The organism is Comamonas sp. AG1104 (assembly GCF_003350425.1).
Taxonomy (GTDB): domain Bacteria; phylum Pseudomonadota; class Gammaproteobacteria; order Burkholderiales; family Burkholderiaceae_C; genus Comamonas; species Comamonas testosteroni.
Map to the genome: position 1 here is coordinate 17,640 of NZ_QQAS01000010.1, position 16,189 is coordinate 33,828.

Below are 16,189 nucleotides of genomic sequence, written 5' to 3' on the forward strand. Positions count from 1 at the left end.
ATCACCTGCTTTTTGACTCTCGGACGCATACAACGTTCGGGAACACATAGTCATCTAGCGATGTGCCCACGCCAGTCCTTGCTGTTGCTGTGCGCATTGCAGCAAGGAGTTGGAACCGTGTCCAAACTGGACTTGAATCGGCGCAGTTTTCTGAAGGCTGCCGCCGCCATGGGCGTGATTGCGAGTGTGCGCCCGGTCAAAGACGCACTTGCGGAATTGATAACGCCCGCCAGCGGTCAGGAGACCCACTGGATCAGTGGCAACACGCTCAATTACCGCCGCGACGGCATGGCCAAGGTCACCGGGCAGAAGGTCTTTGCCATCGACCTGCGCGCCAGGGACATGCAGGGCTGGCCTGCGCAGCAGTCGCACGCGCTGACCATCCACATCCCGCGCGCCGACCGCATCTACGAAGGCCTGGATCTGTCGGTGCTGGGCAGCGACTACCAGCCTGATGTGCTGATCGACGCCGAGTCCATCGCCGCCGACGGCGTGGGAATGCCCGAGCCGGGCTTCTACGGCGAATTCTTCGTCAAGAAGGGTCAGGTCTCGCCCATGCTGGGTCACCCCGTGGCCGTGGCCATCTGGCACGACTACGAGAAGTTCCGCGTGGCCAACCAGCGCCTGCGCTTCAACGACGCGATCTTCCGCTTCGGTGCCGAGGCTGCCCAGCCACCGCGCGCGCCCTATGTGGCCGCGCGCTATGTACGCGTGCAGGGCGAGGACGGCTATGGCGAGGACAGGTTCTCGCCCATGAAGAACACCGTCATCTGGCCTCAGCTCGATGAAAAAGGCGTGCACTGGCCCGACAGCAGCCATCCCGCCTTCGGCGCGCTGATGGGCGAGTCGGCCCGCATCCAGGCCGAGATGAAGCAGCCCAAGGACGGGTTGCGCGCTTTTGCACGCAAGTACTACAGCCAGTCCATCGAGCATGTGGCCATGGAAATGGAAAACGGCCTGGCCTGGTATGAGCAGGGCAGCGGTGCGCTGCATATGGTCGCAGCGAGCCAGGCGCCCTACGGCACGGCCGAGCATGTGATGCACATGCTCAAGGACAGCAAGCTGGCGCTGAACCAGCTCGACTACATCAGCTCCTACACGGTGGGCTACGGCCAGAAGGAGCACCATCCCTTCCCATTCTACGTGGCACTGGCGTCGCTGTACGCCCAGGGCCGTCCGGTGCGGCTGGCGCTGGACCGCTGGAAGCACTTCCAGTTCGCCCTGAAGCGCCATCCCTTCGATGTAGAGACAGCGATCTCGGTGGACAAGGATGGCAAGTTCCACGCGCTGACCTGCCACATGGTGGGCGACGGCGGCGGCGTGACCAACTTCAGCCCCTCGGTGGGCACGGTGGCAGTGACCGCGGCGCAATCCATTTACTACTTCCCCGAGAGCGACCTGTCGACCGAGGTGTACCCCTCCATCGGCGTCACGGCCGGCTCCATGCGCGGCTACGGCACGGTGCAATCCATGGCCTATACCGAGATGCTGGTCGATGAGATCGCCCAGGAGATCGGCCTGGACGCCATCGAGCTGCGCCGGCGCAATGTGCTCAAGAGCAGCATGAAGAACACCCAGGGCGCCTCGCCCTCGGGTCATCTGCGTATCGGCGAGATCCTGGATATGGCCGCCAAGGACCCGATGTGGACCGAGCGCGCCAAGCGCAAGGCCGACTTCGAGGCAGCCAACCCCGGCCTGCGCTACGGCATAGGCTTCGGTGCGGTGCAAAAGGACTTCGGCACGGGGGCAGAAGCCTCGATCGCGCAGCTTGAGATCACGCCCGAGGGCCGCATCAAGATGCGCCACATCGCCACCGAGATCGGCACCGGCAGCACCACGGCGCAGCTGGTGGCGGTCGAGCCCTTCCTGGGGCGCCCGGCGGACGACGTGGACTTCGCAGTCAACCACTGGGACAACCTGCCGCTGCATACCAAGGACGAGCCCTACACCACGCCCCAGGCCAAGGAGGACGAGCTGGCGCGGGACCCGACCTGGACACCGCGCCTGGTCTCGCCGGTATCGGCCTCGAACTCGGCCTACTACTTCCGCCACGCCACGCAGCAGGCGGCGCAGTTGCTGCTCAAGCTCTGCCTGTGGCCGGCTGCCCAGTCGATCTGGTCCGGCAAGGAAGGTGGTGGACAGTTGCTGCCCAGCACCGTCACCGAAGACATGCTGGAGTGGCGCGAGCGCATGCTCGTGGCCGAAGGCCTGGAGCCGCTGAGCCTTGAGCGCCTGGCCGAGCGCGCGCACGAGCTGGGCATCGTGACCGGCGTGTGCGTGCACGCCTTCAACCGCTGGGCCTGGGCCAAGGCCGACTTCACGGTCGAGGGCATTAAGTTCCAGGCCATGATCGACGCCCTGTCCGTGCAGTACGGCAAGGGTGCCGGCGAGGCCAAGAAGGCTGCGATGAAATCCGGCGGCTATGCCTTCATCGCACGCGACAAGGTCTATTACCCGCCGGTGCAGCGCACCAATGCGGGCACGGTGTATTACGCGCCCTGCGCCACCATGGTGGAGCTGTCCGTGGCCCCGGGTACGGGCAAGGTGAACATCCTCTCGCACAAGACCTGGCTGGAATGCGGCACGCAGATCGTGCCCGAGCTGGTCTCCGGCCAGATCCAGGGCGGTGTGGCCATGGGCATTGGCCATGCGCTGTACGAAGACCTGCCGCTCCATGAGACCGGCCCCGGCAACGGCCAGTGGAACCTGAACCGCTACCACGTGCCGCGTGCCAGCGAAGTGGCCGTGTGGAAGGCCGAGGGCGTGGTGCTGCCGCCGCTGTCGCGCACCGATCCGCCCAAGGGCATGGCCGAGGTGGTGATGATTCCGGTGGTTGCCGCCTGCGTCAACGCCATCGCCCATGCCACGGGCAAGCGCTTCCATGCGACCCCCGTGACCCCCGACAAAATCAAAGAGGCACTGTGATGCAGGACCGTATTCAATTCTCCGCCACCATCAATCGCAAACAGGTAGGCCCCGTCGACGTTCCCAAGGACTTGATGATGATCGAGTTCCTGCAGGAGTACGCGGGGATGAACGGCACGCGCCTGGGCTGCGGCCAGGGTGTGTGCCGCGCCTGCACCATCATCGTCGACGACCCTGAAAAAGGCTCGATCACCGTGCCCGCCTGTGTGACCGGCGTGACCTGGCTCAACGGCAAGACCATTCGTACCGTGGAGGGCATTGCTTCGGTGGACGACAAGGGCGTAGTCCATCCCTCGCCGGTGCAAAAGGCCTTTCTCGAGCACTACTCCTTCCAGTGCGGCTACTGCACGCCCGGTTTCGTGAACTCGGCCACCGTGCTGGTGGAAAAGCTCCAGAAGCACCCCGTGCCTGCCGATGAGGTGGAAAAAGCCATCGAGGAACAACTGGAGCCCCATATCTGCCGCTGCACTGGCTATGTGCGCTACTACAACGCGGTGCGCGACGTGATCCTGAAGACGCCGGGCCTGACCACGGGCAAGCGCAGCAAGGAGGTCGTCAACAATGGCTAAGACCTGGATCAAGGGCCTGGGCGCAGCCGCCGCTGTGGGTGCGCTCGTGGCCGGCGGCATGTATCTGTACGGCAGCGCAAGCGGCGACGTCCCGCCGGCCACGGTGGACTTTGCCAAGCTGGGCCCGCAGGAGTTCGATGCGCTGTACAAGCGCGGAGAGCAGGTGTTTCGCGGTGGTGACTGCGCGGCCTGCCACAGCTCGCCCGCCACGGGCGCGGAGCTGGCTGGCGGCGTTCCCATGGTCACACCCATGGGAACGCTTTACGGCAGCAATATCTCGCCTTCCAAGGAGCACGGCATCGGCGGCTGGACGGCCGACGATCTGTACCGCGCAGTGGCTGCCGGCATGGCGCCGGGGCGCAAGAACCTGTATCCGGCCATGCCGTATGCCAGCTACCACCAGATCACGCGTGCCGATGTCGATGCACTCTGGGTGTGGCTGATGAAGCAGCCGGCCGTGGAAGTCGCCAACAAGCCCAGCGAGATGAGCTTCCCGTTCAACATCCGTCCTGCCGTGGCCATGTGGAATGCGCTCAATCGCCCCGCCGCCAAGGAGTTCGACATGTCGGTGGACGAACTGGTGCGCGGCAAGTATCTGGTGGATGTGCTGGGCCACTGTGCCGAATGCCACAGCCCGCGCACCAAGGCCACCTTTGCCATGGATGGCTCGCGCTATCTCGAGGGCAATACCATCGAGGGCTCCTACGCTCCGGCGCTGACCCCCGATGCGCTGAGCGAGCGCGGCTGGACCAAGGACGATCTGGTCAAGTTCTTCCGCACCGGACTGTCGCCGCAAGGGGTGATGACTTTCCGCATGTCATCAGTGCTTGAGCATTCCACCTCGCGCATGGCGGAGGCCGATGTGCGCGCCATGGCCGCTTATCTGACCCAGAACCGCGAGATGCCCGGGCCCAAGCTCAAGGCTGCCGAGGGGCAGACCAGCGTCAAGGGCGAAAACCTGTACCTGGGCCTGTGCGCAGGCTGCCACGGTGCGCAGGGCCAGGGTCAGCCGCATTCGTCGGTGCCCATGAGCACCAACACCACGGCCATGTTCCCCACGCCCATCAACCTGATTCGCGTGATCCGCGAAGGCGTGCACGAGCGTGATCTGGCCCATGGCGAACGCATGCAGACCATGCCGGGCTATGCCGACAAGCTCAGCAACGAGGAGATGGCCGAGCTGGTCAACTACATGCGTCAGACCTGGGGCGGCCGCCCTGGCGACGTGACCGCCGCGCAGGTGGCGGAGCATGTGAAGACCATAGAGCACAGCAAGTAACTCCGGACCAGGCTTGAGGCCACGGTCGCTCGCGGATTGCCGCAGCGGCCGTGGCCTTTTGCTTTGCGCCAGAGGGCCGCAGGGGCGTTGGCCGCACAGAGTGCGCACGACTCCATGCCGCAGTCGCGGCTTGCCTGTTGCTTGTGAGTCGTATCGGAGCTCGCTTATTCGTCCTGCGCCGGATTGTCCGGTAGCACCACCATGGCCTGGGCTGCGAGCTTCCAGGCGATGGCCGAGGCCTCCATATCGCCACGGTGCTCGGCCATCAGCGCCAGGCGCTGCCAGGCGCGGGTACGCAGCTGGGGGTCTTGCAGCAGCGGCGCGGCGCGGGTCAGCAACTGCTGGGCCTTGCCCCATAGCTCACGCTGCACGCAGGCCATGCCGGCCAGATATTGCAGGCGCGGCTCGCGCGGGTTGGCATTGGCTGCAGCTTCCATGCGAGCGAGCCAGGCTCCATCCAGCTTGCCCAGGCACGATTGCAGCACTTCCACCAGCTTGGGCAGATGGGTTTCTGTGCGCGGTCCGGGCTGGGTCAGCAGATGCTCCCACACGGGCAGCAGCCAGGCGCGTGCCTGCTGGGCTTCGCCACCCAACTCGATCAGGCGTTCCGTGGCAGGGATGGCCACTTCGGGCATGGCGCGTTCGTCTTCGTCCAGCGACAGCCAGAACTGCTGCAGCGACGAGGTGTCGCGTGCGTCACGGATGCTGGCCAGAAGCAGGCCACGAACCACGCTGGCCGAGGCCGCAGGAGAGAAGGCGCGGTGCTTGGCCAGCAGGCGGGCGGTGTCCAGCGCCGCCTGCGTGTCGCCGGAAAGGCGTGCGGCCTTGAGCTTGATGCGCAGGGCAATCGTGCGACGGCCGGCGCCCAGGGGCAACTCGCCCAGGCGGCGAATCGATTCGGCGGCATCGCGGTCGTCCAGTGCCCAGCGGGCCGCGCGCATCTGGGCGCCTTCGCGAATTTCCATGTCCTGGGTGTTGCCGGGTATGGGCAGCACGTCCAGGGCCTGCTGCCAGTGCTTGTCGCGCAAGGTGGCATCCTGCAGGGCGTGGGAGGCATCGGCGGCGATCAGATGGGCCGTGGCGCTCAGGCGCTCGCCATAAGGCAGGCCGGCCTTTGCTTCGCGCAGCGATTGCTCGGTGGACAAGGCGGCCAGAGCCGATTTGCGGGCGCGCAAAAAGCGGCCGGCTTGCAGGTGCGAGAGTGCTTCGAGCAGGCTCTGGTTCATGCCACGCTCTTTTTGCTGCATGCGCCAGCGGCGTGCCTGGTGCGGCATCTGCAGCAGCACTGCCAGGGCACGCAGCGCGGCATAAAGCAGCAAGAAAGCCAGAAAGAGCAGAGCCAGGGCCAGGTTCAGCGACATGTCCACCCGGTAGGGCGACCAGAACCAGGTGACCGAGCTCTGGTTATTGCCAGCGAACAAGGCCATGGCCACGGCCACGGCAAACAGACCCATCAACCACAAGGCGGCGCGCATCTCTGTGTCCTCCTCGATTAGCGGCCAGCGGCCGCTGTGGTCAAAGCGTTCAGCGTGTCTTCAAGCTCTACGCGTCCGCCCGTATGCAGATTGGCCTGAATCTGCTGCAACTGAGCCTGGGCGATCTGAGTGCGCCGTGAGCGTGCGTCAAAGTATTTGTTGAGCAGGGTGCCAGCAGCGCTGAGGTCGGCGCGCGCCGATTCCCACTGGCGCGACAGCAGGGCCAGACGGGCGTTGAGCAGTTGCAGCTTGAGGTTCTCGCGCAGAAAATAGCCCTGCTCGGGGGCCAGCAGGGCCACCTCGGGGTGATCGATGCGGCGCACGCGCACCAGATCGGCCGCGCCATCCTTGAAGGAGTCCCAGACCCGCTGACCCTGGCCCTGCCACCAGGCCCATTGAGTGAGGGAGAGACTGGCGTCCTCGGGCGTGTCATGAGCGGCCGCCGTCTTGCGGGGCTGGGCATCGCGCGCACGCGGGCGGCCCACATCGTTGATGAGAGCCAGGTCGTCCACCTGGCGAATCAGGTCTTCGATACGGCTGAGCACCCCCGTGGTGTCCGTCACGCTCATGCGCGAGAGCTTGTCCAGGTCCAGATCAATGGCTCGCACCACGGGAGCCAGACGCGGCTGGGCCGTGCTTTCCACGCGCTTTCTGGCCGATTTGAGGCTGGCGACCAGCGGCTGCAGGCTGCCTGAGAGTTCAGCCTGTTGCTGAGCCATGCGTACCGAGGATTCGATGTCGGCCACCAGGTTTTCATCGCGTGAGCGCGACATGCTTTGCATCAGCTCTTCGAGCTGGTTGCGTTGCAGGCTGAGTTCGGCCACACGCGCCTCCATCACGGAGACACGCGCTGCGCTGTCGCGAGCCAGATCTTGGGCGTCCTTGGCCAGGGTGCGAGCCTCCACCGACTGCGCGCCGGACTGCGCCGACTGACGAGCCAGCTGCTCCTGCATATTGCCCACGCGCTGCCACAGCATGCCGCAGGCTACCAGGGCTGCGGCAGCCACCGCTCCCAGCGTCAGCACCAGAGCCGTGGGCGCACCACGCCCGGTCTGAGCGGGCACGGAAGGGTCCTGGCTGGAAGGGGAGGCTGAGGGTTGGTTGTCGGAGGTGGGGATGGCATCGGAGCTCATAGAGCCGATTCTATAGACGCAACCACATCGTCCAGACTTGGGCGACTGTGCAAAACCCGACCGAAACCTGCTGAAAGTGCTTTGCTGGCAATGCGTTCATGGGTGGTGAGCGCTAACCCAGAGTGCCATTGCTGCAGGGGCAGCAGCTGTTGCAGGTTGGCAACAGCTTCCGAGCTGCTGAACAGCCACAGGCTGCCGTCGCTGGCGGCTTGCCGGGCCAGATCCAGCTGCTGCGGCGTCCATACGGGAAGCTGGCGCTCATACACAGCCAGCAGTTCCACCTCGGCTCCGGCTTCGCGCAGCCGGGATGCCAGCCAGTCACGGCCAGCACCTTGTGTGGACGGGATTTGCATGCCTGCATTACCGACGACAGGGGCGGTCGAAGGGCTGGTGCCGCGCACGATCAGCACACGGTCGCCGGCTCGAACCTGGCCGTGGACGTTCTGCCAAAGCGCTTCGGATTCGAACTGAGCCGCGTCAGGCGAAGGACCGTCAATCTGGAGGGAGGCCAGTCCTGCTTCGAGCAGGGCGCGCTCTGTGCCCGGGCCCGGCGTCCATGCCCTGGTATCAGGTGCCAGCAACGCTTCAGCATCAAACGCCAGAGTTTGATCCTGGGCAAAAAAATACTGCACCGCATTGCCGCTGACAAACATCACGGCCCGGTAGTGACCGGGTTTCAGCGCCAACTGGCGCGCCCTCAACAGGGCCTGGCGAGCCGCCGGGTCGTTGCAAGGCCCTATGCCTATCAGCGGCAAGGCCTCGGCCTGCAGACCGCGGGCATGAAACGCATCAACCCAAGGTTTTGCATCATGCAAGGGACGGGTGACCAGAACGAGGCGCATCGGCAGGCGCGGCTCAGTCCTGCTTGGGCGTCGCAGGCACGGCACCCGCGGCTTGCAGCTGAGCGGCCAGTTGTTCGCCCAGGGCGTTGGCGCTGGCAAAGTCCGTGACCTGGGCGCTGGCCTGCACGCGAACCAGACCCTTGCTGCCCTCCATATCGCCCCAGGCCGCATCCATGTGCAGGGTGTCGCCTTCAAAGCGGCCATAGGCGGCCAGCGGCATGGAGCAGCTGCCACCCATGCAGCGGCTGACGGCGCGCTCGGCAGTCACGGTCAGCCAGGTGGGCATATGGGCCAGCGGGGCCAGGGCGTCAATGATGTCCTGGCGGTCTGCGCGCACCTCGATGCCCAATGCACCCTGACCGGCGGCGGGCAGCATCTGGGCCGGGTCGAACCTGGCGCGGATGCGATCGCTCATCTCCAGGCGCATCAGGCCGGCGGCTGCCAGCACGATGGCGTCGTACTGGCCTTCGTCGAGCTTGCGCAGGCGGGTGTTGACATTGCCGCGCAGGGCTTCGATCTTGAGGTCGGGGCGCAGCGCCTGCAGCAGGGCCTGGCGGCGCAGGCTGGAGGTGCCGACCACGGCGCCCTGGGGCAGCTCGTCCAGCGATGCATAGCGGTTGGAGACAAATGCGTCACGCGGGTCTTCGCGCGTCATCACGCAGGCCAGCACGAAGCCCTCGGGCAGCTCCATGGGCACATCCTTCAGGGAGTGCACGGCCAGATCGGCGCGGCCTTCCTCGAGAGCCACTTCCAGCTCCTTGACGAACAGGCCCTTGCCGCCCACCTTGGACAGGGCTCGGTCCAGAATCTGGTCGCCCTTGGTCGTCATCCCCAGCAGATCGACGCTGTGGCCGCGCCCGCGCAAGATCGCCTGCACATGCTCGGCCTGCCACATGGCCAGCTGGCTCTCACGTGTGGCAATGACGATTACTGTGGGTGAGGATGCAGAAAATTTCATGACGGCGCGGTCTCAAGCGGGTAACAGGGAATGCTAGCATGGCAAGTTGCCTTACACCGTGCCCAAGGAGAATAGTTCATGCCTTCCGCCCGCCCCAAGAGCGCCGCACATGCAGACAAACATGGCGACAAGCCGGCACGCAAGACCGACAAGGATTTGCCGCTGATCGAGGACATACGGCTGCTGGGGCGCATTCTGGGCGATGTGATTCGCGAGCAGGAGGGCGGGCCGGCCTACGAACTGGTCGAGCAGGTACGCCAGCTTTCGGTGGCCTTCCGGCGCGATGCCGACGAAGCGGCCGACAAGGCGCTCAAGAAGCTGCTCAAGGGGCTGTCCAGCGATCAGACGGTGAGCGTGATTCGCGCCTTCACCTATTTCTCGCACCTGGCCAATCTGGCCGAAGACCGCCACCACATCCGCCGTCGCGCCGTGCACGAGCGCGCCGGCAACACGCAGGAGGGCAGCATCGAGGTGGCACTGGCGCGCCTGCGCTGGGCGGGCATCTCGACGGCCACCGTGGTCAATACGCTGGCCAGGAGTTTCATCTCGCCCGTGCTGACGGCTCACCCCACCGAGGTGCAGCGCCAGAGCATTCTGACGGCCGAGCGCCGCATTGCCCAGTTGCTGGCCGAGCGCGACGATATCCTGATGCGTGCCCAGCTCTACAACAGTGCCAAGGATGCACTGACCCCGCGCGAGCTGACGCGGGTGGAGGCGCAACTGCGTGCCTGCGTGGCCCAGCTCTGGCAGACCCGGCTGCTGCGCCATTCCAAACTCACGGTGGCCGACGAGATCGAGAACGCCCTGTCCTATTACGAGGCGACGTTCCTGCAGGAGATCCCCAAGATCTACGAGCAGCTGGAGCAGGAGCTGGGCGAGAAGCTGCCCGAGCAGAGCTTTTTGCGCATGGGTCAATGGATAGGCGGCGACCGCGACGGCAATCCCTTTGTGACGGCCGACAGTCTGGAGCTGGCCCTGACGCGTCAGGCCGACGTGGCGCTGCGCCACTATCTGCGCGAGGTGCACTATCTGGGCGGCGAGCTGTCGCTGTCGGCCAATCTGGTGGACATCACGCCCGAGATGCAGGCGCTGGCCGATGCCTCGCCCGACCACAATGTGCACCGCAGTGACGAGCCTTATCGCCGGGCGCTGACGGGCATCTATGCGCGGCTGGCCGCGACGCTCAGGCAGCTGACGGGCGGCGAGGCGGCACGCCACGCCGTAGCGCCCCAGAACGCCTATGCTTCGGCCGACGCGTTTCTGGCCGATCTGCAGATCATCGACGACTCGCTGTCGCGCTATCACGGCAATGCCCTGGCGCCGCAGCGCCTGCGCCCGCTGATGCGCGCCGTGCGGGTCTTTGGTTTCTATCTGTCCACGGTGGATCTGCGTCAAAGCTCGGACAAGCACGAAGAAGTGGTGCGCGAACTGCTCTCGGTCGCCAAGGTCGAGCTCGATTACAGCCTGCTCGAAGAAGACGCCAAATGCGCGCTGCTGGTGCGCCTGCTCGAAGACGCACGCCCCCTGCGCGTCATGGGTGGCGACTACGGCGACCACACGCGCAGCGAGCTGGCCATCTTCGAGACCGCCAAGCGCCTGCGCGAGCGTCTGGGCGGCGAGGCGATTCGCCATTGCATCATCAGCCACACCGAGACCGTCAGCGATCTGCTCGAGGTGCTGCTGCTGCAAAAGGAAGTGGGCCTGCTGCGCGGCACCCTGCAGGACGGTGCGCAATGCGACCTGATCGTGGTGCCGCTGTTCGAGACCATCGAAGACCTGCGCAATGCCGCGCCCATCATGCGCCGCTACTACCAGTTGCCAGGCATTGCCGAGCTGGTCCGAAAAAGTGGCGGCGAGCAGGACATCATGCTGGGCTACAGCGACAGCAACAAGGACGGAGGCATCTTCACCAGCAACTGGGAGCTGTACCGGGCCGAGATTGCGCTGGTCGATCTGTTTGACGATCTGGCCGACCACTACGGCATCCAGCTGCGCATGTTCCATGGCCGTGGCGGCACCGTGGGACGTGGCGGCGGCCCCAGCTATCAGGCCATCCTGGCGCAGCCACCGGGCACGGTGCGCGGTCAGATCCGCCTGACCGAGCAGGGCGAGGTCATCGCCTCCAAATACGCCAACCCCGAGATCGGGCGCCGCAACCTGGAAACCCTGGTGGCCGCCACGCTGGAGGCCACGCTGCTGCAGCCGACCAAGCCGGCGACCAAGGCCTTCCTGGAGGCTGCGGCGTTTCTGTCCGAAGCCAGCATGGCGGCCTACCGCGCGCTGGTCTACGAGACTCCGGGCTTTACCAATTACTTCTTCAGCAGCACGCCGATTCGCGAGATCGCCGAACTCAATATCGGTTCGCGCCCCGCATCGCGCAAGGCGACCCAGGCCATCGAGGACCTGCGCGCCATTCCCTGGGGCTTCAGCTGGGGGCAGTGCCGACTGACGCTGCCGGGCTGGTATGGTTTCGGCTCGGCGATCCAGTCCTTCATCCACCGCCCCGGCAAGGATGCCAAGGCGCAGCTGGCACTGCTGCAGAAGATGTACCGCCAGTGGCCGTTCTTCCGCACCCTGCTGTCGAATATGGACATGGTGCTGGCCAAGAGCGACCTGAACCTGGCCTCGCGCTACAGCGAGCTGGTGACCGACACGCGCTTGCGCCGCCGCATCTTCGGTGCGATCGAAGCCGAGTGGCACAGCACTGTGGAGGCGCTCAACCAGATAACGGGTGACAAGCAGCGCCTGGAGCACAACTCGGCACTGGCGCGTTCCATCCGCCACCGCTTCCCCTATATCGATCCGCTCAACCACCTGCAGGTGGAGCTGGTGCGCCGCTGGCGTGCGGGACAGACCGACGACAGGGTCAAGAACGGCATCCACCTGTCCATCAACGGCATTGCCGCCGGAGTACGCAACACGGGTTGAGAGCGCTGGCGGGTGCTCCTGAATAAGGAGCTTATATCGCTAATGAATAAAGGGTTTTAGGTATATAAGTACTTGAAATCCTTTTTTATATGGCGCTGTCAGCTATGAAAATTGAAATGGCGTCAAACCAGCATGCTTGCACAGTGAGCCATCAAGCAAATGCTGTCGCAGCTTCGCAGCCATCAAGGCCGGGCACGCTAAAAGCATCGCAGCAGATCACGGGGGATAGGCAGCAACTTTAGGAGCTGCCTGCGCCAATGCATAAAGGGTTTGAGGCATATGAATGCTTCAAACCCTTTTATATATGGCACTAGTTGCTATGAAAGTTGAAAAGCCTTCAAGCACTCATGCTCCAAAAGCGAGACATCAAGCAAGCGCCGCCGCGCAGCGAGGATGTCGTCCCCCCTCAGGGGGAAGCCGCAAAGCGGCTCGGGGGGAGTCAACCCCTCAATGAAGCATCAAGGAGCCAGCCGCCTTGCTCTTGCCGGCGCGAGCGGGAGGGTTGCACAGGCCGCACTGGTAGTGACGCGCATTCTCGTAAGGCTCGGTCACGAACTGGCCCTTGCAGACCGAGCACTGGGTGCGCGTCAGCATCTGTGCATCGACAAACTTCACCAGGCGCCAGGCGCGGGTAAAGGACAGCAGCACCTCAAGTTCGGCAGCCTGAATCTGTTCGGTATAAAGGCGGTAGGCCTTGGTCAGCTGCTCGGCCGAGTCCAGCTCCACGCCCTTGGACAGGTATTCGTAGATGTTGAGGAACAGCGAGCTGTGGATGTTTTCCTGCCAGGTCAGAAACCAGTCCGTGGAAAACGGCAACTGGCCCTTGGAGGGAGACTTGCCCGAGATTTCCTTGTACAGCCGGATCAGGCGTTCATAAGACAGCGTGGTCTCGGACTCCAGCACCTGCATGCGGGCGCCCATCTCGATGAGCATGGCGGCGCGCTCGATTTGCTTGGATTCGTTCAGAACGCTTTTGGTGGCAGTCTTGGCGGCGGGCATCAATCTCTCCTAAAAACCAGGTAGTCGCTAGCGGGTGCTCAGAGCACTTCGGAGACACGGCTGGCCATCAGGATGTTGGCGTGCAGCGTATTGGTGGCGGCGTTGCCGATCTTGTTGCTGCTGTGATTGGTCAGCAGGCTCCAGACCATTTCGTCATCGGCGCGGAAGCTGGCCAGCAAGGTGTTGCGCGATGCCAGCTTGAGCACCTGGGCCGAAGACAGCGAGCCCAGCAGGTCGCAGGACTCTTCGTTCAGACCCAGACGGAACACGGCCTCGGCCTTGTCCTGGCGGATCAGGGTCTGGGCCAGCATCAGGTAGGTGAGGTTGGCTTCGCGGATCTCGGCAAGCAGTTGTTCGTTGTTCATGGGTCCAGTCCTTTCAATCTCGACAGACCGTCACGGCACACACAAACAAGACGTTAAAAGTGTTTCGATCTGTTGAAATGAATTGTGTTTCAAGCCTTGATCGAACTGAAGTCGGGGAGCGTCGGTATCGCCGGTCTGGTTTTACAGGCAGGCATGTAGGATTTCCCTTACTGCCTTGCCGTCCTTCGGGATGACTCGGAGTGCCGCGTGGGGGCTGACATTGCATCAGGCCGGATTCCGCTGGTGCATGTATTGTGAATCTGTCCGGAAGATGACAAACGAGGAAATAGGCGGCTTTTTATTCGGTATCTGATCGCCTATGAAACAGGGCGGCCCGGATTCCCTGTGATAACGGTCCGCAGCCGGGTTGCCAAGCTGCATCGGCATGGGAGTGCGGACATGAGCCTCGGCCATGCCGCCAAGGCTCGGGGCGTCGCGAAGGAGTGGGCTTGGTCTGGCTTGGTCTGGCCTGGCTTGGCTTGGCGCTGATCAAGCGCACCGCACCGCACCTAGTTTGCGCCTGTCTGCCGTGATCACGGTGCACTGTGTCCGTGGCCCAGGGGCTGAACCCGGCAAGCGCGGGGGAGAGCATGCCTGTTTGAGGCCGGTGTCTGGCGCGGCACCGGCGTGCGGCAGGCTCAGCCCTTCTCGGCCGGGCGGGAGGGCTGGCTGCACCATTCGCTCCAGCTGCCGGCAAACAAGGCAGTGGGAGCAAAGCCGGCAATGCGCATGGCCAGCACATTGGGGGTGGCGCTGACACCGCTGCCGCACTGGTGCACCACGCTGGCGGGGTCGCGCCCGGCCAGCAACTGGTCAAACTCTGCCTTGAGCAGCGCTGCGGGCTTGAAGCGTCCGTCGGCGGCGATATTGCTGCCGAACGGGCGGTTCAGCGCACCCGGGATGTGGCCTGCCACCGGGTCCAGGGGCTCCACCTCGCCGCGGTAGCGAGCCGGGGCCCGGGCATCGATGAGGGTCTGGGTGGCCTGACCCAGGTCGGCCTCGACCTGAGCGACGGTCTTGAGCGTCTCCAGCGGCTGGCCCAGTTCAAAGTTGGACTGGAAATGGCCGGGCTCTTCCCCGCTGCTCAAGGCTTGGCCGGCCGCCTGCCAGGCCTGCAGCCCGCCATCGAGCACGGCCACGGCATCGTGGCCGGCCCAGCGCAGCATCCACCACAGGCGACCGCAGTAATTGGCAGCGTTGCGGTCATAGACCACGGCCTGCATATCGTTGGCAAAGCCGATGGACGACAGCCAGGCGGAAAAGCGCTCGCGCGTGGGCAAGGGGTGGCGGCCACCGGATGCCGACTGCACGCTGGTGGCGACCTGGCCGTCTTCGCCGGGCGTGCCATGCGGTGCGCTGAGGTCTTTGTCCAGATCGGCGAAGACTGCGCCGGAGATATGGACCTGCAGATACTGCTCGCGGCCGGCAGGCGGATTCATGAGGTCAAAGCTGCAGTCAAACACCATCAAGGGCTTGCCGCTGGCCTTGAGCCCGGCCAGCTGTTCGACGGAAATCAGGGTGTTGTAGTGCTCGGGCGTCGAGTGATTCATGGCTTGCTGCTCCAAAGATTGAATGGCTGCAGACGGCATGGCGTGCAGTCTTGCGGCATGCAGACCATTATGCGATCGGGCCGTAGCGCCGGTGCCCCGCCGCTTCATTGTTTGGATATGGCAAGCCGCGCAGATCCGGCGTGGACTGCGCGGCAGGCTGGGGCTGCTGACGTGCATGGCGAAGGCGCAGGGCGCCCCCTGCCATGGCTAGCCCCTGGAACGCAAGGCGGTTGCTGCGGCTCCGCTGGCGACGATGAGCACAATGCCCACCCAGCCGATCAGGGGGATGCTCTCGCCGAACAGCACCAGACTGAGCAGGGCGGCAAACACAATGCCCGAGTACTGCAGATTGGCGACGACCAGAGTGTTGGTCTTGCTGCCTGCCGAGGCATAGGCCTTGGTCATGCAGACCTGGGCCACGGCGGCCAGCACGCCCACGGGCACCAGCCACAGCGCGCTCCAGCCGGGGAAGGGCGAGATGCCGGTGAACAGCATGGTGATGCCGCCAGCAACGGCCGAGCCCACCGAGAAATAGAACACCACGCGGGTTTCAGGCTCGCCCAGGCGCGACAGGGTGGTCACCTGCATATAGGCCATGGCCGCAAACATGCCGCCAAACAGGCCGCCGAGCGCAGCCACCCATTCGCTGGCCGGGGCGCTGGTCGGGCGCAGCACCAGCAGCACGCCGACAAAACCCGCCACCACCGTGGACACGAGGCCCCAGGGGAAGGGCGGAATGGCGCGGCGGGTTTCGGGCTCGGCCGCATAGGATTTGCGAAGGGTATGGCGCATCCACAGGCCCTGGGCGATGAGAAACACCGCCATCCAGATGCTGCTCATTGAGTTGAGCGTGGTGGCCGTGGCCAGCGGCAGATGGCCGATGGCGTAGAACCAGGCACCCATGGAGATCACGCCGACAAAGCTGCGCCAGGCATGCTCACGCGAGTACTGGGTGGTCAGCGTCACGCCGCTGCGCCTGGCCAGCCAGATCAGCAGCGCCATGCTGACCAGGCCGCGGTAGAACACGATCTCCGCCGCATTGAAGTCCTGGGAGGCAAACTTCACACACACACTCATGACCGCAAAAATCAACGCGGCCAACACCATCCACAGGGCTTGCATATCTCACTCAATTCAGCATAAAAAAATAGCTGCTGTGCTTATGG

The 16,189-nt window shown here is 64.5% G+C and carries 12 protein-coding genes; 4 read left to right on the forward strand and 8 right to left on the reverse strand.

Going from position 1 to position 16,189, the window contains the following annotated elements:
• The first annotated feature begins 117 nt into the window (after positions 1-117).
• The 3 genes from DFO48_RS21935 to DFO48_RS21945 are packed head-to-tail and all read left to right on the forward strand — an operon-like array spanning position 118 to position 4,773.
• Positions 118-2,925, forward strand: coding sequence for a xanthine dehydrogenase family protein molybdopterin-binding subunit (locus DFO48_RS21935; protein WP_114864756.1), 2,808 nt, complete (start codon positions 118-120; stop codon positions 2,923-2,925).
• Positions 2,925-3,494 carry a (2Fe-2S)-binding protein gene (locus DFO48_RS21940; RefSeq protein ID WP_003052822.1) on the forward strand — a complete coding sequence of 190 codons (570 nt, stop codon included), beginning with the start codon at positions 2,925-2,927 and terminating at the stop codon, positions 3,492-3,494. Before DFO48_RS21935 ends, DFO48_RS21940 begins: the two co-directional genes overlap by 1 nt.
• Positions 3,487-4,773, forward strand: a complete 1,287-nt coding sequence (locus tag DFO48_RS21945) for a cytochrome c (protein ID WP_114864757.1) — start codon at positions 3,487-3,489, stop codon at positions 4,771-4,773. Before DFO48_RS21940 ends, DFO48_RS21945 begins: the two co-directional genes overlap by 8 nt.
• Positions 4,774-4,937: 164 nt before the next feature.
• On the opposite strand, the gene DFO48_RS21950 is transcribed toward DFO48_RS21945, so the two are convergent.
• The 4 genes from DFO48_RS21950 to hemC are packed head-to-tail and all read right to left on the reverse strand — an operon-like array spanning position 4,938 to position 9,181.
• Positions 4,938-6,248 (reverse strand): heme biosynthesis protein HemY, encoded by a 1,311-nt coding sequence (locus DFO48_RS21950; RefSeq protein ID WP_114864758.1) that lies wholly within the window; start codon positions 6,246-6,248, stop codon positions 4,938-4,940.
• Between the two features lie 17 nt (positions 6,249-6,265).
• Positions 6,266-7,381 (reverse strand): uroporphyrinogen-III C-methyltransferase, encoded by a 1,116-nt coding sequence (locus DFO48_RS21955; RefSeq protein WP_114864759.1) that lies wholly within the window; start codon positions 7,379-7,381, stop codon positions 6,266-6,268.
• Complete coding sequence (locus DFO48_RS21960; protein WP_114864760.1) at positions 7,378-8,223, reverse strand: uroporphyrinogen-III synthase; 846 nt, start codon at positions 8,221-8,223, stop codon at positions 7,378-7,380. Before DFO48_RS21960 ends, DFO48_RS21955 begins: the two co-directional genes overlap by 4 nt.
• A gap of 13 nt (positions 8,224-8,236) precedes the next feature.
• The gene (gene hemC, locus DFO48_RS21965; RefSeq protein WP_114864761.1) at positions 8,237-9,181 is read right to left on the reverse strand and encodes a hydroxymethylbilane synthase; all 945 of its coding nucleotides are present in this window, start codon (positions 9,179-9,181) and stop codon (positions 8,237-8,239) included.
• 78 nt (positions 9,182-9,259) lie between these two features.
• On the opposite strand from hemC, the gene ppc reads away from it, so the two are divergent.
• Positions 9,260-12,109 carry a phosphoenolpyruvate carboxylase gene (ppc, locus tag DFO48_RS21970; protein WP_114864762.1) on the forward strand — a complete coding sequence of 950 codons (2,850 nt, stop codon included), beginning with the start codon at positions 9,260-9,262 and terminating at the stop codon, positions 12,107-12,109.
• A 447-nt stretch (positions 12,110-12,556) separates the two neighbouring features.
• Here ppc and flhC read toward each other — a convergent pair whose 3' ends face one another.
• From flhC to DFO48_RS21990, 4 genes are all read right to left on the reverse strand, one after another.
• Positions 12,557-13,108, reverse strand: coding sequence for a flagellar transcriptional regulator FlhC (flhC, locus tag DFO48_RS21975; RefSeq protein WP_003052834.1), 552 nt, complete (start codon positions 13,106-13,108; stop codon positions 12,557-12,559).
• Between the two features lie 38 nt (positions 13,109-13,146).
• On the reverse strand, positions 13,147-13,473 hold the full coding sequence (gene flhD / locus DFO48_RS21980; protein ID WP_003069145.1) for a flagellar transcriptional regulator FlhD: 327 nt from the start codon (positions 13,471-13,473) through the stop codon (positions 13,147-13,149).
• 638 nt (positions 13,474-14,111) lie between these two features.
• Positions 14,112-15,023 (reverse strand): sulfurtransferase, encoded by a 912-nt coding sequence (locus tag DFO48_RS21985; RefSeq protein WP_114864814.1) that lies wholly within the window; start codon positions 15,021-15,023, stop codon positions 14,112-14,114.
• A gap of 207 nt (positions 15,024-15,230) precedes the next feature.
• Positions 15,231-16,145 carry a DMT family transporter gene (locus DFO48_RS21990; protein WP_003078764.1) on the reverse strand — a complete coding sequence of 305 codons (915 nt, stop codon included), beginning with the start codon at positions 16,143-16,145 and terminating at the stop codon, positions 15,231-15,233.
• Positions 16,146-16,189: the final 44 nt, after the last annotated feature.

Bases quoted from the DNA above. Each gene is read 5' to 3' on its own strand.
- DFO48_RS21940 (WP_003052822.1), top strand. From the start codon at position 2,925: ATGCAGGACCGTATTCAATTCTCCGCCACCATCAATCGCAAACAGGTA.
- DFO48_RS21945 (WP_114864757.1), top strand. From the start codon at position 3,487: ATGGCTAAGACCTGGATCAAGGGCCTGGGCGCAGCCGCCGCTGTGGGT.
- DFO48_RS21950 (WP_114864758.1), bottom strand. From the start codon at position 6,248: ATGCGCGCCGCCTTGTGGTTGATGGGTCTGTTTGCCGTGGCCGTGGCC.
- DFO48_RS21955 (WP_114864759.1), bottom strand. From the start codon at position 7,381: ATGAGCTCCGATGCCATCCCCACCTCCGACAACCAACCCTCAGCCTCC.
- DFO48_RS21960 (WP_114864760.1), bottom strand. From the start codon at position 8,223: ATGCGCCTCGTTCTGGTCACCCGTCCCTTGCATGATGCAAAACCTTGG.
- hemC (WP_114864761.1), bottom strand. From the start codon at position 9,181: ATGAAATTTTCTGCATCCTCACCCACAGTAATCGTCATTGCCACACGT.
- ppc (WP_114864762.1), top strand. From the start codon at position 9,260: ATGCCTTCCGCCCGCCCCAAGAGCGCCGCACATGCAGACAAACATGGC.
- flhC (WP_003052834.1), bottom strand. From the start codon at position 13,108: ATGCCCGCCGCCAAGACTGCCACCAAAAGCGTTCTGAACGAATCCAAG.
- flhD (WP_003069145.1), bottom strand. From the start codon at position 13,473: ATGAACAACGAACAACTGCTTGCCGAGATCCGCGAAGCCAACCTCACC.
- DFO48_RS21985 (WP_114864814.1), bottom strand. From the start codon at position 15,023: ATGAATCACTCGACGCCCGAGCACTACAACACCCTGATTTCCGTCGAA.
- DFO48_RS21990 (WP_003078764.1), bottom strand. From the start codon at position 16,145: ATGCAAGCCCTGTGGATGGTGTTGGCCGCGTTGATTTTTGCGGTCATG.